Consider the following 18,371-nt stretch of genomic DNA (forward strand, 5'->3'; position numbering starts at 1 on the left):
ACCACGCACCTACCGACGCAGGAAAGCGGTACTGACATGGGCGAGGGCGACACGCGGACCCACCACGCACCTACCGACGCAGGAAAGCGGTACTGACATGCGAGTCATGGCACAGCTGGCCATGGTGATGAACCTGGACAAGTGCATCGGCTGCCACACCTGCTCGGTCACCTGCAAGCAGGCCTGGACCAATCGCGGCGGCACCGAGTACGTCTGGTTCAACAACGTGGAGACCCGGCCCGGACAGGGCTATCCGCGGCAATACCAGGATCAGGAGAAGTGGAAGGGCGGCTGGACGCTGAACAAGCGCGGCAAGCTCACCCTGAAGTCCGGCTCCCGGCTCAAGCGGCTGCTGAACATCTTCGCCAACCCGGATCTGCCCACGGTCGAGGACTACTACGAGCCGTGGAGCTATGACTACGACAACCTGCTGTCCTCGCCGCAGATCGACACCACGCCGGTCGCGCGGCCCAAATCGCTGATCACCGGTGAGGACACGAAGGTCACCTGGGGCGCCAACTGGGATGACGACCTCGGCTCGGGTCCCGAGCAGGTCGGCAAGGACCCGCTGCTGGCGAAGCTGTCCGATCAGGTGAAACTGGAGTTCGAAGAGACCTTCATGTTCTACCTGCCGCGGATCTGCGAGCACTGCCTCAATCCGTCGTGCGCGGCGTCGTGCCCCTCCGGCGCGATCTACAAGCGCGCCGAGGACGGCATCGTGCTGGTGGACCAGGACAAGTGCCGCGGCTGGCGGCAGTGCGTGTCCGGCTGCCCGTACAAGAAGATCTACTTCAACCACAAGACGGGCAAGGCGGAGAAGTGCACCTTCTGCTACCCGCGCGTGGAGGTCGGCATCCCGACGGTGTGCTCGGAGACCTGCGTCGGGCGATTGCGCTACATCGGTGTGATGCTCTACGACGCCGACGCCGTGCTGGAGGCCGCGTCGGTCACCGAGGACGCCGATCTCTACCCGTCCCAGCTCGGTGTGTTCCTCAATCCCCATGATCCGCGCGTCATCGCCGAGGCCGAGCGCGCCGGGATCTCGCCGGAATGGATTCAGGCCGCCCAGGATTCGCCGGTCTACAAGCTGATCGTGGACTACCAGATCGCGTTGCCGCTGCATCCGGAGTACCGCACCATGCCGATGGTCTGGTACGTGCCGCCGCTGTCGCCGGTGGTGGACGTGCTCACCGAGACCGGTCACGACGGCGAGAACGCCTCGAACCTGTTCGGCGCCATCGACGCGCTGCGCATTCCGGTGGAGTACCTGGCCGAGCTGTTCACCGCGGGTGACGTGGGCCCGGTGCGCGCGTCGTTGCAGCGCTTGGCGGCGATGCGCTCGTTCATGCGGTCGGTGAACCTCGGGGAGGAGCCCGATCCCTCGATCGCGCCCTCGGTGCGGCTGGAGCCGGAAGAGATCGAGGCGATGTACCGGCTGCTGGCCATCGCCAAGTACGAGCACCGCTACGTCATCCCGACCGGCGCGGGAGCCCGCGCGCACGAACTGGATTCGCTCGCCACCGGATGCAGCCTGGACACCGACGGCGGACCGGGCATGACGGCGTTCGACCAGATGGTGGAGAAGTTCCACCTCACCGACACCAATGGCGCCGCGCCGCAGGAGAAGTCGTCCCGGATCAATCTGCTGAACTGGGACGGCAAGAGCACCGACGGTTTGCTGCCGAGCAATGGCGCTGTCAACGGCAACGGGCATGCCAACGGCGACACCAACGGCGACGGCTCCGGCAATGGGCACGCCGACGGCGCGAGCAACGGGCACGCCAGCGGCGCGAACAATGGGCGCGCCGGTGATCCGACCTCGACTCCGACCGGAGCAGGGCGATGAGCCTGCTGAAACTGCGGCGCCGCCCGGAACCGGCGGTCGAACTGGCCCAGCGCGACCGTCAGTTGGTCTGGCGGATCGCCGCGCTGCTGCTTGACTATCCGGGCGAGCAGACGCTTGCCATGGTCGGCCAGTTGGCGACGGCCGCGGCCGCCCTACCGGACGAAGTGCGCGCCCACCTGGACGAATGCCTCGACTACCTGCGGACGACTCCGCCGCTGGAACTCGCCGCGGACTACGTCGCGACCTTCGACATGCGCCGCCGCGCCAGCCTGCACCTGACCTTCTACGCCTACGGCGACACCCGCAAGCGCGGGATGGCGCTGCTGCGGTTCAAGCACGCCTACCGGCACGCCGGTGTCGAACTCGGTGACGAAGAGCTGCCCGACCACCTGCCCGTGCTGCTGGAGTTCGCCGCCACCGTCGATCCGATCGGCGGCGAACGGCTGCTCGGCGAGCATGTTCCGGTGCTGGAGTTGCTGCGGCTTTCGCTGTCGGACAACGGCTCCCCCTATGCCGGAGTGCTCGCGGCGATCGGGGCGACGCTGCCGCCGCCGACCACCGCGGATCGCAGGCGCATCGCCGAACTCGCCGCCCAGGGGCCGCCCGAAGAGGAAGTCGGATTGGAACCCTTCGCGATGGACCCCTCCCTGTTCGACGGATCGGAAGGCCGACGATGAACGCAACGCCGAACCTGCCGATCGCGCTGTGGCTGATCCTGCCGTACGTCGCGTTCACCTCGTTCGTGCTCGGGCATCTGTGGCGCTACCGCAACGACCAGTTCGGCTGGACCACTCGCTCTTCACAGATCTATGAGAGCCGCCTGCTGCGCCTGGGCAGCCCGCTGTTCCACTTCGGCATGCTCGGGGTGTTCGGCGGGCACGTGCTCGGCGTGCTGATCCCGGAATCGTGGACCTCGGCCGTGGGGATCTCCGAGCACCTCTACCACGTGATCGCCGTCGCGGCGGGCTCGGTGGCCGGTCTCGCCGTGCTGGCGGGCGTGGGCATCCTGCTCTACCGGCGTTTCACGGTGCCCGCCGTCCGCAAGGCGACGACCGGCAACGACAAGCTGATGTACGCGCTGCTGGCCGCCGCGCTGGTGACCGGCCTGCTCAACACGTGGGGCAGCAATCTGCTGTGGGGCACCTACAACTACCGCGAAACGGTCTCGCCCTGGTTCCGCAGCCTGTTCACTCTCGCCCCTGAGCCCGAACTCATGGTGGACACGCCGTGGACCTTCCAGCTGCACGGTTTGGTCGTGCTCGCGCTGATCGGGCTGTGGCCCTACACCCGGTTGGTGCACATGTTCAGTGCGCCCGTCGGCTACTTGATGCGGCCGTATGTGATCTACCGCAGCAAGGAATACGACGCTCCCGACAAGCGCCGTTACGCCCGAGCGTGGGACGCGCCCGTCACTCCCGAACGCTGGCGTTAGAGACGCCGCGCATGAAGACCCCGTCCGGACAATGGCGTCCGGGCGGGGTCTTCCGCGTCGGGCGGGCGTTGCGGCGGCACTCGACCGGTCGGCGGTGCGGTATCCCGAAGGATCAGGCGTTGTCGTAGGCGTCTTGCAGCACCTTGACGTCGAGCTTGGACATCGACCGCAGGGCGGTGCCGACGGCGATGGTCTTGGCGGGATCCTCGCCGCCCATCAGCTTCGGCAGCGCGGCGGGCACGACCTGCCAGGACAGGCCGTAGCGGTCGGTCAACCAGCCGCACGGCCCTGGCTCGCCGCCGCCGGCGGTGAGGGCGTCCCACAGGCGATCGATCTCGTCCTGAGTGTCCACGACCACCTGCAGTGACGCGGCATCGGTGAGCGGGTGGTCCGGCCCGCCGTTCATCAGCGTGACCGGGTGACCGTCGAGATCCAGCGAGACGATGAACGCCGAGCCATCGGAGTTGCGGGAGACCTCGACCACCCGCGAGTTCGGAATCACCGAGACGTACAAGGCGGCGGCTTCCTCGGCGGCGTTGTCGAACCAGAAGAAGGTGTTGACGGACATGATGTGCTCCTGTGCTGTGGTATGACCTGCTGTCACCTACTGGTCGGAGTCGCCGGTTCGTCTTCGACATAGTTCGCGAACTTTCCCGAAATTCTTTTCCGGCAGCGTCCAGTGCTCTGGCCGAGCGATCGCTGATAGTGCTGCGATAACCCCCGCTTGCCAGCTTCTCGCAGGCAGAACCATCGACCCATCAGGTAACCAGGCATACGCTGATGTTTGGCCGCTGCAGTGTGGTCTACCCCACTTCTGAAGACGTCAAAGTCTCGGCGCCCCGGCTCCGCCGGTGCAGTGGCCGTCGAGGCGAGCAAGGAGTGAGCAATGGAGGGTGGAGGAAGAATCGCGCTAGGGGTGGGCGTCGGATACCTGCTGGGCCGCACGCGCAAGATGCGCTTCGCGTTGTCGCTGGCGGGCGCCGCGATGGCCAAGCGGTCCGGAGGAACGACCGGAGACCTGCTCGAGCGCGGGACGTCGCTGCTCAAATCGTCGCCCGAGTTGTCCAAGATCACCGACACCGTGCGCGGCGAGTTGCTCGGCGCGGCGCGGTCCGCCGCGGTCGCCGCGGCAAGCAACCGGCTCGATGCGCTGAACGCCCGGTTGCAGGAGGGTTCGACGCTGCTCGCGGACGAGGATCGAGGCGGCTCCCGGGAGACGGATTCCGGCGAGGGCGAGTACGACGACGAACAAGCGTCCGCCGAGGACGAGGAGCAGACGTCCTCCGATGAGGATCAGGATCTCGAGGACGAGTACGAGGAAGACGAGGACGACACCGACCAGCCCGCGGACGAGGACGAGGCCGAGGCCGAGCGACCCGCCGCGCGGCCGCGCGCCCGTGGGTCGGGCGCCTCCGCCAGGCGCGGAGCGGGCTCCCGGACCGCGGACCGTACGTCCGGCTCCGCGGCTCGCAAGCCGACCGGAACCCGTGGACGCCGTAGTCGCTCCGATACCGACGACGCGCCGCCCGTGCGTCGCACGAGGAGATGAGCCCGATGGCGAAGACGTTGCGCGACGCGACTGCCGGAGTCGGCAAACTGGCCACCGACACGGCGGGCCGGGCCACCAAAACCGCGACCCGAGCGGGTTCGACCGCCAAGAAGCAAGCGGGAGCGAGCGCCGGGAAGAAGGCCCCACCGGCCAAGCCGACCGGCCTTCTGCAGGAGTCGATGCAGAACCTCGCCGGGACCCTGGCCGACCGGGCGGTGTCCGGGCTGACGAACAAGGTGTCGAAGACCGCAGGCCGGTTGACCGAGTACGCCGAAGGCGGTAGCGGCAATCTGCTGTCGGCGGTGACCGGCGTGGAGAAGCTCGCCGGCGGCGCCTCGCCGTTGCAGGCGGCCATGAGCATGGGCAAGAGCAAGATCGGCCACACGCTGCGCCAAGGGTTCGAATCTGCGAAGGAGTCGCTGACCGGCGGCAAGGGCAAAGGTGGCGGCAAGAAGATCAAGCTGACCAATATCGTCGAGCACATCGACGTCGGCGTTCCCCTCGACCTGGCCTACGACCAGTGGACCCAGTTCGCGGACTTCCCGAAGTTCACCAAGAAGCTCGAGCAAGTCGAGCAGATGGCCGACGAGAAGCTCAGCTGGACCGGCAAAGTGTTCTGGTCCAGGCGCACCTGGGAATCCACGATTCTCGAGCAGGTGCCGTTCGAGCGGATCGTCTGGCGTTCCAAGGGCGCCAAGGGCTACATCGATGGCGCGGTCACCTTCCACGAGATCACACCGAGCTATACCCGCATCCTCGTGGTGCTGGAATACCACCCCAAAGGTTTCTTCGAGAAGACCGCCAACATGTGGCGCGCGGCCGGTCGCCGGTGCCGCTTGGAACTCAAGCACTTCCAGCGGCACATCATGACCGAGGCCGTGTTGCATCCCGACGACATCGTCGGCTGGCACGGCGAGATCCGCGACAGCGAGGTCGTCAAGGACGACGAGACCGCACGACGCGAGGAGGAGGAAGAGAACACCGAGGAAGACCGAGACGAGGCGTCCGCGGACGAAGAACCGGACGAAGAACCCGACGAGGAGCCGGACGAAGAAGACGAGACCGACGAGCAAGAATCCGACGAGCGAGACGAGAGCGAGGACGAGGAGGAGGAGGAGGACGAATCCGAGCCGCCCCGCCGTCGCCCGGCCGCTCGCCGTACCACCGTGACCCGCCGGTCGCGCGAGAGGCGAGGAGCACACACATGACCATCGAACCCGCAGGCGGAGGCGGCGGTGGCGGAGCAGGCACGATGGCGCGCCCGAACTCCTCCAGCCTGGCCGACGTGATCGACACGATTCTCGACAAAGGACTGGTCATAGACGCGTTCGCACGCGTGTCGCTGGTCGGCATCGAACTGGTGACCATCGATGCCCGCATCGTGGTGGCCAGTGTCGACACGTATCTGCGTTTCGCCGAGGCCGTCAACCGGCTGGAGATCTCCACCAGCGAACCGAAAGGTCTGACCGACATCGTCGGCGATGTCACCCAGGGCGCGGCGAAGCACAAGACGAGCGGTGCGCTCGAGGCAGCGGGAGAGAAGGTCATGGACTTTCTCGGCGATGTACAGGACAAGCGTCAGACCGCGAGCCGGCCCAGGCGCAAGGAGGGGTGATGGCAACCGACCAAGCCGCCCTGTACGTCTACGGCATCGTGCCCGCCGACGTGGAGCCCGAGCCACACGCCACCGGAGTGGGCGATCCTCCGGGCGAGGTCGCGGTGGTGCGGCACGGCGAGATCGCCGCGCTGGTCAGCACGATGCAATCGGAGCGTCCGCTGGGCACACCCGACGACCTCACCGCGCATGCCGAGCTGCTGGACGGCTCGGCGGCCGTCGCCCCGGTGCTGCCGCTGCGGTTCGGCGCGGTTATGAGCGACGCGGAGGCGGTGGAGAACGAATTGCTCGGCGCGAACGAGGACGAATTCCGCTCCGCGCTCGAGCAGCTCGAAGGCCGTGCACAATTCGTGGTCAAAGGGCGCTACGTCGAGGACACCATCCTGCGGGAGTTGCTCGAGGAGAACGCCGAGGCCGCCCGGCTGCGCGACGAGATCCGCGACAAACCGGAGGACGCCACCCGCAATTCCCGGATCGCGCTGGGCGAGCTGATCAATCAGGCGATCGAGGCCAAGCGAGCCGAGGACACCCGCAAGGTGGTCGCCGAGCTCGAGGAGTTCGAGCCACTGGTCAACCAGCGCGAACCCACCCACGAGGAGGACGCCGTCCACATCGCGGTGCTGGTCGAACTGGCCCGGCAGAAAGAACTGGAGGACACGCTTCGCCGCCTCGGCGAGGAATGGGACGGCCGCGTGGAGTTGAACCTGCTCGGCCCGATGGCGGCCTACGATTTCGTCACCAAGCGCACACCCGAGGGGTGAGGCATGGGTCTGCTGTCGACGATCCTGTCGTTGCCCATCGCACCGGTCCGCGGCGTCATCTGGTTGGGCGAAGTGATCCAGGACCAGGTGGACCAGAAGATGCACGACCCCGCCACCATGCGGCGGCAACTCGAGGAGATCGATGCGGCCGCGGCAGCCGGTCAGCTGTCCGAAGAGGAGCGGAAACAAGCGCAGCAGGCGGTCCTGGATCGCATGACCGGTCGGCAAGCATGATCACGATCGACCGGAAGGAGTGACTGGCGTGGCACGCAAGACCACCTCCGAAGCCTCCGAGGACGTGCAGTCGGCTTCCGACGAACCACCTCCCCTCACCACGGCGCAGGCCGTCGCGGTGGCGGTGCAACTCTTCGTGGAACTGACCTCGAAACAGGTGCAGGGCGTCACCTCGATGGAACCGACCGAGGACGGCTGGCAGGTGGAGATCGAAGTGCTCGAGGACCGCCGCATCCCCTCGTCGGCGGACATTCTCGCGCTCTACGAGGTCGAGATCGATCTGGACGGGAACCTGCTGGCCTACCGCCGAGCCAGACGCTACGCCCGCGGCAGCACCGACATCGGAAGGGCTCGGCAATGACGGTGGTCGGCGGCGGATCGTCCGCACCGCAGCCGTACGGAGGCGGCGGCCATTCGTCGACGAACCTCGCCGACATCCTCGAGCGGGTGCTCGACAAGGGCCTGGTGATCGCAGGCGACATCCAGGTGAACCTGCTCGACATCGAACTGCTCACGATCAAGCTGCGATTGGTGATCGCGTCCTTGGAAACGGCCAAGTCGGTGGGCATCGACTGGTGGGAGACCGACCCGTGGCTCAACAGCAAAGCCCGCACGCTGGAGCGGCAGGATCACGATCTCGAACTCGAGAATCGGCAACTGCGCGACCGGATCGCCGAATTGGAGGCCGGAAGCCAACGACGGCAACCCATCGAGCGCCGTCGCGAGCCGAGGGACGAGCGATCGTGACCGACGGGCTCGGAGTCTGGCTGTACGCGGTGACGTCCAGCCGAGGCGACTCGACGGACCTCGGCAAGTTGAGCGGCGTCGCGGGTGAGCCGGTGCGCGCGGTGGTCTCCGGCGATCTGACGGCCCTCGTCGGCTCCGTGCCGCTGGAGGTGTTCGGGGAGGAGCCACTGCGACGTTATCTGGAGGATCTGGATTGGCTGGAGGGGACGGCTCGGGCACATGACGCCGTCGTGTCGGCCTCGGTGCGCCGCGGTCCGACCGTCCCGCTCCGGCTGGCCACCGTGTTCCTCGACGACGACCGGGTGCGCGACCTGCTCGACGAGCGGCGAACGGACTTCGCCGCGGCGCTCGCGCTGGTGAGCGCGCGCACCGAGTGGGGCGTGAAGGCGTACGGTGACCGCGCCGCTCTGACCGCCGCCGTGGCCGAGGCCCGTGCGAGCGAAGGCAGCGGGAAAGGCGCGGGCGCCGCGTATCTGGCCCGGCGGCGCGCGCAACTGTCCGCACAGGAAACCGTGGAACGCGATGCGGCGCAGCGAGCCGAGCAAATCCATGCGCGCTTGGTCCGCCACGCCGCGGCGGGCCGGCGTCAGGCGGTGACCGATCCGACACTCAGTGGCCGCCGGGACTGGATGGTGCTCAACGGGACCTATCTCGTGGACGACGATCACGCCGACGACTTCGCCGCCACCGTCACCGCGCTCGGCGACGAATTCCCCGGCATCCGGCTCGAACTCACCGGCCCGTGGCCACCGTATTCCTTCGCCGGCGTGGAACGAGAGCCGGCATGAGCAGGGCCGGCCGCGAGGTCGACGACGAGCGCCGCGTCGCGCTGGTCGACCTGCTGGATCGGGTGCTGGCGGGCGGCGTGGTGATCACCGGCGACATCAAGCTCGCCATCGCGGACGTCGACCTGGTCCAGATCTCGCTGCGAGCCCTCATCTCCTCGATCAGCACGCTGTCCACGTCACTCGGACCCGCGACGCACGGCGCGCTGGAACCGCCCGATGACTGAATTCGGCGGTATCCCCCCGCGCATCGACACCGAACCCGAATCGGTCGAACGCGGACTGGTCAGCCTCGTCCTCACCCTGGTCGAACTCCTCCGCCAACTCATGGAGCGCCAAGCACTCCGCCGAGTCGACGCGGGCGACCTCACCGACACCCAGATCGAACGCATCGGCACCACCCTCATGCTGCTGGAACAACGCATGGAGGAACTCCGCGACCACTTCGGCCTCACCCCCGAAGACCTCAACATCGACCTCGGCCCCCTAGGCACCCTCCTCCCCCGCGACCCACCCTGAAACCACGAGTCGAGGTGTGGTCGCGCGTGCGGCAGGATTGGGCTCACCATGACCGGCGACGATGAGCTCTCTCCCGGCAGCCGGCGGCTGCACCTCGCACGGCTCGCGCTGTTCGCCGCGGGCCTGGCGGTGATGTTCTATCTCGTCGCCGTCGCGCGGGTGATCGATGTCGAGGGGGTGCGCGGCATGGTCGCGGCGACGGGGGCTGCGGCGCCATTCGCCTACCTGGTGGTGTCGGCTGTGCTCGGCGCCGTCTTCGTTCCCGGGCCACTGCTGGCAGCCGGGAGCGGTCTGCTGTTCGGGCCGCTGGCGGGGACGTTCGTGACGCTGGGTTCGGCGGTGGGCACGGCGACCATCACGAGCTTTCTCGGGCGGCGGGCCGGCCGCGAGAGCGCGTGCGGTTTGCTCGGCGCCGAGCGCGCCCAGCGCATCGACGCCCGGATCGAACGGCGCGGCATGTGGGCCGTCGTCGGTCAGCGCTTCGTCCCGGGTATCTCGGATGCGCTGGCGTCATATGTCTTCGGCGCTTTCGGAATTCCGTTGTGGCAGATGGCCGTCGGCGCGTTGATCGGATCGGCGCCACGGGCCTTCGTCTACACCGCGCTCGGCGCATCGATCGGTGACCTCTCGGCCCCTCTGGCCTACACCGCGATCGCGGTATGGTGCGTCACCGCGATCATCGGAGCTTTCGCCGCACATCGCGGCTACCGGAGTTGGCGCGGTCGGGACGCACGTCGCGAAACAGTGCCGGACCGCGACCCGGACGACTGAAGCCCTCGCCTGCGGCCGGGGCGGCGTTCCGCGGTTACGCGCCGAGTTCCTCGAGCAACCGGCGGTAGGCGTCGGCGTCGAGCAGCTCGTCGTCCGAGACGCCTTCCGCCTGCCTGATCTTGAACAGCCAGGCCGCGTACGGGTCGTTGTTCACCTGCTCGGGGGCATCCGCGATCGCCGGGTTGACCTGGACGACTACGCCGCGGGCCGGGCTGTACATCTCCGCGATGGCCGAGGCCGCCTCCACGGCGCCGACGGCCTCGCCGGTCCCGACGAACGTGCCAACGCCGGGCGTGGTGACGAACACGATCGTGCCCAAGTTCTGTTGCGCATGGTCGGTGAGTCCGACCGCCAGCGTGCCGTCACGCTCCAGCCGCGCCCACATGTGCGCATCGGTGTACTTCAATTCAGCAGGAATCATCGACATGTCTGGTCTCCATCCGGAAGTCGACGCACCGCGGATCGCCCGCCGCGGACGATCACCGCACAGCTTGCTACACGGTCCGCGTTGTCCGAGTTCGCACACACCGACCGGAGACCGGCACAGCCGAAGCATGCTTCATCGTTCGCACGCGCCGAGACCTCACGACCAGGGGATAGGAGGGCGCTATGCGCAGGGCGGGGCGGGTGCGTCGATGAACAGCGGCTCGCCTGTCGGTGGGGCGTAGACGACGTCGAGGACGAGCGGTTCGCTGCCGCGATTCAGACCGACGTGGACGTTCCATTCGCCCGCGGGCTCGTAGATGAACTCGCCGGTGCGATAGACCGGTGCGTCACATTCGGGACCGGGGTGGGTGAGCGTTCCGGATCGGACGAAGCCGAAGACCGGGCCGACATGGTAATGCCAGCCGGTGGAGCCGCCGGGGCCGATCGTGATCTCGCGGACGACCAGATCGGTGCCCGCGACGAACGGTAGGAGCCCCGCGGGGATCCGGGCCTCACCGAGGGTGACGGCGGTGATGTCGCTACCGGGCGTCGCGTCGGCATGCGCCGCACTCACCAGGGCGGCGGCGAGTACCACCGGTACCACGGCGACGCGGAGAAAGAGCGTCATCCCCGCAGCCTAGTCACGGGGGTGTCGCACCGGAACCTCGTTCGGTGACGATGCGGGAGAATCGGAATCCCGCCGAGCGACGCCGCTGTGGTGGCGAGTATCCACGACAAGACCACTGGATTACCGTACTTACGTGGCCCGGACAGACGAAGAGGATTCGGCGGCGAAGATCATCGACACCGTGTTGTCGATGCTCGAGTCGGACGGTTACGACGCGGTCCAGCTGCGGGCGGTCGCGCGGAACGCGCACGTCTCCCTCGCCACGGTCTACAAGCGGTACCCCACTCGTGACGATCTGATGCTCGCCGCGGTCGAGCGATGGATGGCGACCAATACCTACGCCACCCCGGCACCGCAGATCGAAGGCGAGACGCTTCGCGATGGCCTGATCCGGTTGTTGCGGTACATATTCGAACCCTGGGAACGAAATCCCCGGATGCTCGAAGCCTACTATCGCGCACGATCCGGGCCCGGCGGCCGGCGACTGGACGCCCAAGGCTTCGACGCCGTGCTGCCCGCCATCGCATGTCTTTTCGCCGATGCCGAGCCCGACTACGTCGCGGACATCGCGCTCGTGCTGACCCATATGACCTACGCGCTGATCGGCCGCTTCGCGAACGCCGATCTCGACATCACCCAGATCTTGCCCGCCCTCGAGCGGACCGTCCTGAGGCTGACCGGGAACAACGAACCACCGGCAGCTGCCGCCGGGCGCGCGCGACCGGGTGCGCGGAGCTTCGCGTGGAGCGATTCGCTCGTCTCGCCGTTCCACCCCGATCCCCCCACCGACCGAGAGCAGTCGCCGAACCCGTCTGACCAGCCACCGGCGTAGACCGGTTCGACCCGTCCGCGCGACGCCCCACGAAGACGCGGCATGAGCAGTTCCATCGATGAAATGCGTTCCGGTACCACCCATTTGCGCATTTCCGGCATATGCCACATATCGCACGCGCCGAACCCGGTCGTTCACGGGGTATTCCCGCCTGCGGTGCGGTGTCGAGTTGCTCGGCGCGCCCGGCCGGTACAGCATCTGCGGTATGCCGTCCACACCGCTGAATCCAGCAGGCGACGTTCCCGACACCGGAATCCCCGGCCATCTCGCCGCTCACATGACCATGACCGAGCAGCACGAATGGCACCGTTCCCACCTGCGCCGTCATCCGGTGTCGCGGCGCAATATCCTGCGCGGCGCCGCGGCGGCCGCCGCCGTGGCCGCGATCGGCACGGCGCCGTTCGGCAGGCGTGCCTACGCCGAGGAGGCCCAGCTGGCGGTGGGTGGACGACACGTCGCTTTCGGCCCGGACGCGGCAAGCCAGTTGCGTTTCGCGGCGCAGCTGTCACGGCGTCCGGCGGGCGCCACGGTGTACCTCGACCACGGACCGACGCCGGCTTTGGGCGCTACGGTCGAAGCCGAAGTGCGCAACCTGCTCACCCAGGTGCCCACCGCCGACGGCGGCGTGCTCGCGGCCGAACAGTTCTACGTCCACGCCCCGGTGGACGGCCTGCCCGGCCGGGTGCCTCACTTCTACCGCTGGCGGACCTCCGACGGATTCGCCGGCGACATCCGCACCGCCGCACCCGCGATGCCCAGCGCACGCCCGGCGGTCCTTCCGTTCCGCTTCACCATGATGGGCGACCAGGGCACCGACGAGACCCCGGCGCTGCCCGAAGGCGTCGCTCCCGGCGACTACGACGACAAGTACTACAAGGCCGACAACGATCCCGCCGCGCCGCACGCGAGCAACGTGCTGCGCCAGATCGCCGCCGCACGGCCCGATTTCCACATCCTCGCCGGCGACATCGCCTACGCCGACCCTTCCGGCGCGGGCAAGCCGGGACAGTTCGCCGCGCACGGAGCGCGACCGGCGAGCGGGTTCGACAAGTACAACCCCTACGTCTGGGACGTCTACTTCAACGCCATCGAGTCCAGCGCCGCCCAGACTCCGTGGATGTTCACCACCGGCAATCACGACATGGAAGGCACCTACGGCGAGCACGGCTACGGCGGGCACCTGGCGCGCCTGGACTTCCCCGGCAACGGTCCGGCGGGCTGCCCGTCGGCGTACTCGTTCACCTACGGCAACGTCGCGGTGGTATCGCTGGACGCCAACGACGTCTCCTACGAGATCCGCGCGAACAGCGGCTACTCCGGTGGCGCCCAGACGAGCTGGGTGGAGCGCACCCTGGCCGCCTACCGCGCCGACCCCGACATCGATTTCATCGTCTGCTTCTTCCACCACTGCGCGTACTCGACCACCGAATCGCACGCCAGCGACGGCGGCGTGCGGGACGCGTGGGTGGGCCTGTTCGACCGATTCCAGGTGGATCTGGTGTTGCAAGGCCACAACCACGTCTACGAGCGCACCGACCCGATCCGCGGCGGACAGGCGACGAAGGTCGCCGGCGACAATTCGATCGTCTACCCGGAAACCGACGGGACCGTGTACTACACCGTGGGCGGCGGTGGACGCCCGCGCTACGAATTCCAGCCGGGCTCACAAGAGACCTTCCGCGGCAACGAATTGTCCGATACCGGGGTGCCGAACAGCTACGTGTGGACCCCGGGCGGCGGCAAGCAGGACGAAGCCGCGCCATGGTCACGGGTCCGCTTCCGGAATTACTCCTTCCTGCGCGTCGACGTCCGGCCGGGCGTATTCGCCAGCGAGATGGACGTGGTCGCGGTCGACGAGTACGGCCGCGAGTTCGACCGTGTGCTGTTCCGGCGGCAGGTCCGGTCCTGAGCCGGGCGGGTTCTATTTCTTCTTCGGCGGAAGGGTCCGGGCGTAGGCGATGCCGCGCTCGACCCATTCCCGCAGGACTTCGTCGTCGTCGGTGGCGGTGACCCGCAACCAGCCGACCATCTCGCGACCGCCCATGACCATGGGCTGCACGGCGTCACCCAGGAGCCGCTCGCCTTCCTCAGGATCCACCCGCACGAGCAGACCGCCCTGCCCGCTGGCGGCGACCGCCATATTGCCGCCGATCAAGAAGGCGAGTCCGCCGAACATCTTTTGCTCGGTGAGTTCGGGGCCGGGCACGATCAGTTCCCGGATCCGCTCGGCCAGTTCCTCGTCGTATGCCATAGCGGCATTGTTCACCCGGTATCCGACAACTCGGCGTTCCACCGGTCGAGAACGCCCGCGTGTCCTCTCCCGGGTCCTCGGCGGCCCGGCACCGCACATCTCGATGACGCGGCACGCATCCGGCTGCGGTGGTCGATACTGAAAATTACTGCACCACAGTGTTTTTGATCGCAATCCTAGGTATGCGGACGCAGTACGTACGTACACTCCCGAGCCGCCTGGATGTCATTGGACGTTCAAGCGGATGTTTCCGTACCCCTCTGTAATACAGGCGTGAGACGGTGCCACGCATTGTCATTGGCTCTAGCGCGCAATCCGTTTCACTTTTCGCAGTCGGCTGCGCCCCCAGAGACGGGACGAAGGACTCTTCCGTGCACATCTGCTCCCCAGCGGTGCGATCACGCGCTGTCCGCCGTAAGTCATCCAGGCGGCATTCGATTCCGGTCCGGGACACATTCCGCACGGCAGGGCGCGCGTCGCGCGGCGGTGTGCCGAGCCGGTGGCCGCGTTTCGCAACAGGTCGTTGGCGGCGCCGGGCCGTCTGGATGGCACTGATCATCTTCACGCTCTTCGTCTTCCCCGGCTTCGTCGGCGCACTGGCCGCCGCACAGGACGCCGCGGGCGGCACGGCCGGAACCTCCCAGATCGACGGCCTCAGCTGGATGAACATCCACGACTCGTCGGGTATCGCGCTGTCGGACTACCGGTTCGCCACCGGCGACGAAAGCCTGTTCAAGCCGCGCGCCACCATTCTGTGGGCCGTGCTGGGTTTCGAGTTCATCGGTTACATAGCCATCGTCACGACGGCGATCTGGTTGATCGGCTACGCACTGAGCTTCCGGTGGCTGGACATGTTCAGTGCGGCCCTGCACGGCGTGGCCGAGGCCATGACGGCACAGATCGCGACCCCGATCATGCTGGTCACGGCGGCGAGCATCGGCGCGGTCTGCGTCGGGTGGTTCATCGCGCGCGGCTACCACGCGAAGGCCACCATGCAGGTGGTGACGATGGTGGGCGTGGCGCTACTGGGTCCGTTGTTCCTGGCCGAGCCCTTGGCGGACGTGCTGTCCTCGCACGGGTTACTGGCGCAGGGCCGCGATCTCGGCATCTCGGTGGCCGCGGGCTTGAACGGCGACGCCGATCCGAATCCGAGCCAGCTGGTGGCGACGATGCAGAGCGATCTCGCCGACAATTTCGCCCGGCAGCCGCTGCAGGTGTGGAATTTCGGCCATACGGTCGACCAGCGGCCCGCCTGCCGGTCGGCGTGGTCGGCCGGGGTGGCGGCAGGCGACGACGCCCGGGTGATCAGCGGCTTGAAGTCGTGCGGCGACGCCGCAGCGCACGCGAAGGCCGAGAACCCCTCCATGGGGCAGGTCGCCACCGGGCTCATGCTGCTGACCTGCGGCGGAATCTTGCTGGTCTTCGCGATGTACCTCGGACTCAAGGTGATCAAGGCCGCGCTGGACACGATCTATCACGGGTTCATGTCGATATTCGGCTTCGCCGCAGGCGGATTCGTGTACGGCCCGACGCAGACGTTCCTGGTTCGCAATATCGTGGACAGCTTCGTCGCGGCGGCGCGCATGACGGCGTACACCATCTTTCTCGGGGTCTACATCCTGTTCATGGGCAACCTTTTCGCGCAGGCTCGCGGCCAGGTCATGGCGGTGATCATCATCGCGGGCACCGTCGAGATCGTCGCCGTGTTCCAGCTCAGACGCCTCAGCAGCGGCCTCAGTCGCGGCAACGACTGGATCGCCAACCGGTTCGGCCTCGCGATCCAGGGTCAGGGCAAGTCCGCGAGCGGCGGCAGCGGCACCGCCCTCGGGATGGGCGGTGGCGGCGCTGGAAAGTCCGCGCCCGGAATGGGTTTGGTGAGCACCCTCACCACGCTCAATGCCATCAACTCCTCGCCGGTGACGGCATGGCTCGCCGGAGGAAGGGTCAATCCGTTGAACCCGCTGTCGAGCACACGAAGGAGGATCGAACGCTCCACCAGGAGAATTCTGGCCAGCCGCGAAGAGGGATACATCGAGCACCAACTGTCCCGCACGAACTGGCGGGGTGTGGCGGTCGACGCGGCCGCGCCGATGGGGGGCATGCGCACCCAGCTGGGCGTCTCCCGCGCCTTGAAAGTGCTTCGGGACAACAAGGTTCCCGATTCCCGGATCCATGCCGTTCTGCTCTCCTCCGGCGCGTCCCACGAGCGGGTGACCAACGCGTTCACGGCGTACTCCGTCCAGGAATCGACGGCCTCGCAGAATCCGTACAGCTTCGCACCGTTGCAGAAGGCGATCGCGGCGGCGTGGGCGGTGGACAACCATGTCGACCACGAAGCGCACGACGCCTTCGCCGCTCAGGCGGTCATCGCGGCGGACAGCTTCGTCCGGCACAGCAACGCACCGGCCCCCGGGGCCACCATCGATCACGGGTTCGTGCAGCGGGTCGAGCAGAATTGGCATTCGGACCGGGCCCTGCGGGCGGCGATCACGCCGGACGAGTGGGACGGCGCGGGGCGTGACACCCGATGGGCGATCGGGCACCGAGTCGCGACCTTACACCAGCAGGCGGCCCGGACTTACTACGAGAATCCGAACGACATCAACCGGGAAGCCTTGATGCGATCGGCCAGGCGCGTCGCCAACCTCGACCACCTGGATCCCGAGGGTGGGCTCGACCCCTGGAATCCGTAGCGAGCGGGCGACCCGGTCGAACCCGGCCCAACCGCCGGGTCGTCCCGATCAGACGCCCAGCGCACCCGCGAACAGCAGCCAGGACTCGTGCAGGTCGTCCTGCCAATATGTCCAGGCATGCGTGCCCGCGGGGCGGAGATTCGCCGTGAAGGGGATGCCGAGAGCGTTCAGCCGGTCCACGAACGCCCGAGTGCAACCGTTGATCACCGTCTCCATGCCTCCGCCCACCAGCAACCGATCCACCAGCCGGAAGGGGTTGCCGTCGATGCCGGGATCGCTGAGCGTCTCGTGCGATCCCGGTGCGCCGGTGCTCGCCGAGATGTAGAGCGCCACACCGCGCAACCGCTCGGCCTGCACCATGGGGTCGTGCTCGGCCCAGGCCGGATCGCCGGGCGGGCCCCACATATTGGCCGGGTCCGCGCCGAACACTCCCAGTTGCGATCGGACGATCGCCTGGCCCATCGGATCGCTGGTGCGCGGACACCCGCTGTAGGCGCCGACCGCCTGATACAGGCCGGGCGCACCGATCGCGAGATCCAACGCGGAAGTCGCCGACATGGAAAGTCCCGCGACGGCGTTGCGGCCGTTCATCCCGAACCTGGTCCCCAGCAGCGGCGGCAGTTCCCTGGTCAGGAACGTCGTCCACATGTTGCGGCCGAGCACAGGGTCATCGCGCAGCCAATCGGTGTAGTAGCTGGCGCGCCCGCTCAACGGCACGATCACGTTGACCGGTTTGTCCGCGAAGAACGCCGCCACGTCGGTGCGCCGGGTCCACGGACCGCCGTCCTCACCCCCGTCCACGGCGTTCAGCAGGTACAGCGCGGGTGCGCCGGAACCCGGATGCGACATCCACAGCGTGATGGGCCGATCCATCGCCGCGGAGTGGACGACGACTTCGAACTCCCGCCCACCCAGCGGGCGCACATCGAGAATGCTCGCGCCGGGATCGGCGGCGGCAGTCGTGGCCGGGACGAAGGCGGCGCACACCGCGAGAAGTGGAACCAGGCATCGCAGGAGCCGGTACATGAGACGAGTCTCTACCACGCCACCCCTACGCGGATAGCATTCTTTGAGCACGTTCTTCTATGCAAATAGAATTGCTGCTCAAATGCTATAAACCAGGATCCACATTCCAGAGATGATCATCAGAGCGAATTTTTAGCTAACACGCACCCGTTCGTACCGAACATCGTCACCCCGTGCTGCGCCGGCGGGCAAGCTCAGTTCGGGGACGCACCGCCACCCAGGGCCACCGGAGCCCGAACGATCAGCGCCGAGACCT

The 18,371-nt window shown here is 67.5% G+C and carries 22 protein-coding genes; 17 read left to right on the forward strand and 5 right to left on the reverse strand.

Features of this window, described 5'->3' with window-relative positions:
* Positions 1 to 106 precede the first annotated feature (106 nt).
* Genes narH through narI form a run of 3 tightly spaced genes read left to right on the forward strand, consistent with a single transcriptional unit; the run spans position 107 to position 3,278 of the window.
* Positions 107 to 1,846, forward strand: coding sequence for a nitrate reductase subunit beta (gene narH, locus NA8_RS21920; RefSeq protein ID WP_245663946.1), 1,740 nt, complete (start codon positions 107 to 109; stop codon positions 1,844 to 1,846).
* Entirely contained in the window at positions 1,843 to 2,523 is a 681-nt protein-coding gene (gene narJ / locus NA8_RS21925; protein ID WP_063052229.1) for a nitrate reductase molybdenum cofactor assembly chaperone, read from the forward strand. The genes narH and narJ overlap by 4 nt, the downstream gene beginning before the upstream one ends.
* Complete coding sequence (narI, locus tag NA8_RS21930; RefSeq protein WP_063052230.1) at positions 2,520 to 3,278, forward strand: respiratory nitrate reductase subunit gamma; 759 nt, start codon at positions 2,520 to 2,522, stop codon at positions 3,276 to 3,278. The genes narJ and narI overlap by 4 nt, the downstream gene beginning before the upstream one ends.
* A gap of 112 nt (positions 3,279 to 3,390) precedes the next feature.
* Here narI and NA8_RS21935 read toward each other — a convergent pair whose 3' ends face one another.
* Positions 3,391 to 3,846 carry a VOC family protein gene (locus NA8_RS21935; RefSeq protein ID WP_063052267.1) on the reverse strand — a complete coding sequence of 152 codons (456 nt, stop codon included), beginning with the start codon at positions 3,844 to 3,846 and terminating at the stop codon, positions 3,391 to 3,393.
* Positions 3,847 to 4,164: 318 nt separating this feature from the next.
* On the opposite strand from NA8_RS21935, the gene NA8_RS21940 reads away from it, so the two are divergent.
* The 11 genes from NA8_RS21940 to NA8_RS21990 are packed head-to-tail and all read left to right on the forward strand — an operon-like array spanning position 4,165 to position 10,259.
* The gene (locus tag NA8_RS21940) at positions 4,165 to 4,827 is read left to right on the forward strand and encodes a hypothetical protein (protein ID WP_157106833.1); all 663 of its coding nucleotides are present in this window, start codon (positions 4,165 to 4,167) and stop codon (positions 4,825 to 4,827) included.
* A 5-nt stretch (positions 4,828 to 4,832) separates the two neighbouring features.
* Positions 4,833 to 6,035, forward strand: a complete 1,203-nt coding sequence (locus NA8_RS21945; protein WP_063052269.1) for an SRPBCC family protein — start codon at positions 4,833 to 4,835, stop codon at positions 6,033 to 6,035.
* Positions 6,032 to 6,442, forward strand: a complete 411-nt coding sequence (gene gvpJ / locus NA8_RS21950) for a gas vesicle protein GvpJ (RefSeq protein WP_157106834.1) — start codon at positions 6,032 to 6,034, stop codon at positions 6,440 to 6,442. Before NA8_RS21945 ends, gvpJ (NA8_RS21950) begins: the two co-directional genes overlap by 4 nt.
* Positions 6,442 to 7,203 (forward strand): GvpL/GvpF family gas vesicle protein, encoded by a 762-nt coding sequence (locus tag NA8_RS21955; RefSeq protein WP_063052232.1) that lies wholly within the window; start codon positions 6,442 to 6,444, stop codon positions 7,201 to 7,203. The genes gvpJ (NA8_RS21950) and NA8_RS21955 overlap by 1 nt, the downstream gene beginning before the upstream one ends.
* Before the next feature lie 3 nt (positions 7,204 to 7,206).
* A complete protein-coding gene (locus NA8_RS21960) occupies positions 7,207 to 7,437 on the forward strand; it encodes a gas vesicle protein GvpG (RefSeq protein ID WP_063052233.1) in 231 nt (76 codons plus the stop codon).
* A gap of 28 nt (positions 7,438 to 7,465) precedes the next feature.
* Positions 7,466 to 7,798 carry a gas vesicle protein GvpO gene (gvpO, locus tag NA8_RS21965; RefSeq protein WP_063052234.1) on the forward strand — a complete coding sequence of 111 codons (333 nt, stop codon included), beginning with the start codon at positions 7,466 to 7,468 and terminating at the stop codon, positions 7,796 to 7,798.
* Positions 7,795 to 8,184: a gas vesicle protein GvpJ gene (gene gvpJ, locus NA8_RS21970; protein ID WP_063052235.1), complete on the forward strand. Its 390-nt coding sequence runs from the start codon at positions 7,795 to 7,797 to the stop codon at positions 8,182 to 8,184. The genes gvpO and gvpJ (NA8_RS21970) overlap by 4 nt, the downstream gene beginning before the upstream one ends.
* On the forward strand, positions 8,181 to 8,972 hold the full coding sequence (locus NA8_RS21975; protein WP_063052236.1) for a GvpL/GvpF family gas vesicle protein: 792 nt from the start codon (positions 8,181 to 8,183) through the stop codon (positions 8,970 to 8,972). Before gvpJ (NA8_RS21970) ends, NA8_RS21975 begins: the two co-directional genes overlap by 4 nt.
* Positions 8,969 to 9,196 (forward strand): gas vesicle protein, encoded by a 228-nt coding sequence (locus NA8_RS21980; protein ID WP_063052237.1) that lies wholly within the window; start codon positions 8,969 to 8,971, stop codon positions 9,194 to 9,196. Before NA8_RS21975 ends, NA8_RS21980 begins: the two co-directional genes overlap by 4 nt.
* Positions 9,189 to 9,488 carry a gas vesicle protein K gene (locus tag NA8_RS21985; RefSeq protein ID WP_063052238.1) on the forward strand — a complete coding sequence of 100 codons (300 nt, stop codon included), beginning with the start codon at positions 9,189 to 9,191 and terminating at the stop codon, positions 9,486 to 9,488. The genes NA8_RS21980 and NA8_RS21985 overlap by 8 nt, the downstream gene beginning before the upstream one ends.
* Before the next feature lie 48 nt (positions 9,489 to 9,536).
* A complete protein-coding gene (locus NA8_RS21990) occupies positions 9,537 to 10,259 on the forward strand; it encodes a TVP38/TMEM64 family protein (RefSeq protein WP_063052239.1) in 723 nt (240 codons plus the stop codon).
* A gap of 34 nt (positions 10,260 to 10,293) precedes the next feature.
* On the opposite strand, the gene gcvH is transcribed toward NA8_RS21990, so the two are convergent.
* The gene (gcvH, locus tag NA8_RS21995) at positions 10,294 to 10,686 is read right to left on the reverse strand and encodes a glycine cleavage system protein GcvH (protein WP_063052240.1); all 393 of its coding nucleotides are present in this window, start codon (positions 10,684 to 10,686) and stop codon (positions 10,294 to 10,296) included.
* Positions 10,687 to 10,866: 180 nt separating this feature from the next.
* Positions 10,867 to 11,313, reverse strand: a complete 447-nt coding sequence (locus NA8_RS22000) for a cupin domain-containing protein (RefSeq protein ID WP_063052241.1) — start codon at positions 11,311 to 11,313, stop codon at positions 10,867 to 10,869.
* 133 nt (positions 11,314 to 11,446) lie between these two features.
* Here NA8_RS22000 and NA8_RS22005 point away from each other — a divergent pair, with 133 nt between their 5' ends.
* Both NA8_RS22005 and NA8_RS22010 read left to right on the forward strand, forming a co-directional pair.
* The gene (locus NA8_RS22005) at positions 11,447 to 12,145 is read left to right on the forward strand and encodes a TetR/AcrR family transcriptional regulator (protein WP_084466986.1); all 699 of its coding nucleotides are present in this window, start codon (positions 11,447 to 11,449) and stop codon (positions 12,143 to 12,145) included.
* A gap of 205 nt (positions 12,146 to 12,350) precedes the next feature.
* Positions 12,351 to 14,054: a metallophosphoesterase gene (locus NA8_RS22010; RefSeq protein WP_063052270.1), complete on the forward strand. Its 1,704-nt coding sequence runs from the start codon at positions 12,351 to 12,353 to the stop codon at positions 14,052 to 14,054.
* A gap of 12 nt (positions 14,055 to 14,066) precedes the next feature.
* Here NA8_RS22010 and NA8_RS22015 read toward each other — a convergent pair whose 3' ends face one another.
* A complete protein-coding gene (locus NA8_RS22015; RefSeq protein WP_063052242.1) occupies positions 14,067 to 14,396 on the reverse strand; it encodes a TfoX/Sxy family protein in 330 nt (109 codons plus the stop codon).
* 545 nt (positions 14,397 to 14,941) lie between these two features.
* On the opposite strand from NA8_RS22015, the gene NA8_RS22020 reads away from it, so the two are divergent.
* Entirely contained in the window at positions 14,942 to 17,089 is a 2,148-nt protein-coding gene (locus NA8_RS22020) for a hypothetical protein (protein WP_063052243.1), read from the forward strand.
* A gap of 48 nt (positions 17,090 to 17,137) precedes the next feature.
* Here NA8_RS22020 and NA8_RS22025 read toward each other — a convergent pair whose 3' ends face one another.
* Positions 17,138 to 18,115: an alpha/beta hydrolase gene (locus tag NA8_RS22025; RefSeq protein ID WP_063052244.1), complete on the reverse strand. Its 978-nt coding sequence runs from the start codon at positions 18,113 to 18,115 to the stop codon at positions 17,138 to 17,140.
* Positions 18,116 to 18,371 lie beyond the last annotated feature (256 nt).

This window comes from Nocardia arthritidis NBRC 100137, assembly GCF_001612765.1.
Classification (GTDB): domain Bacteria; phylum Actinomycetota; class Actinomycetes; order Mycobacteriales; family Mycobacteriaceae; genus Nocardia; species Nocardia arthritidis.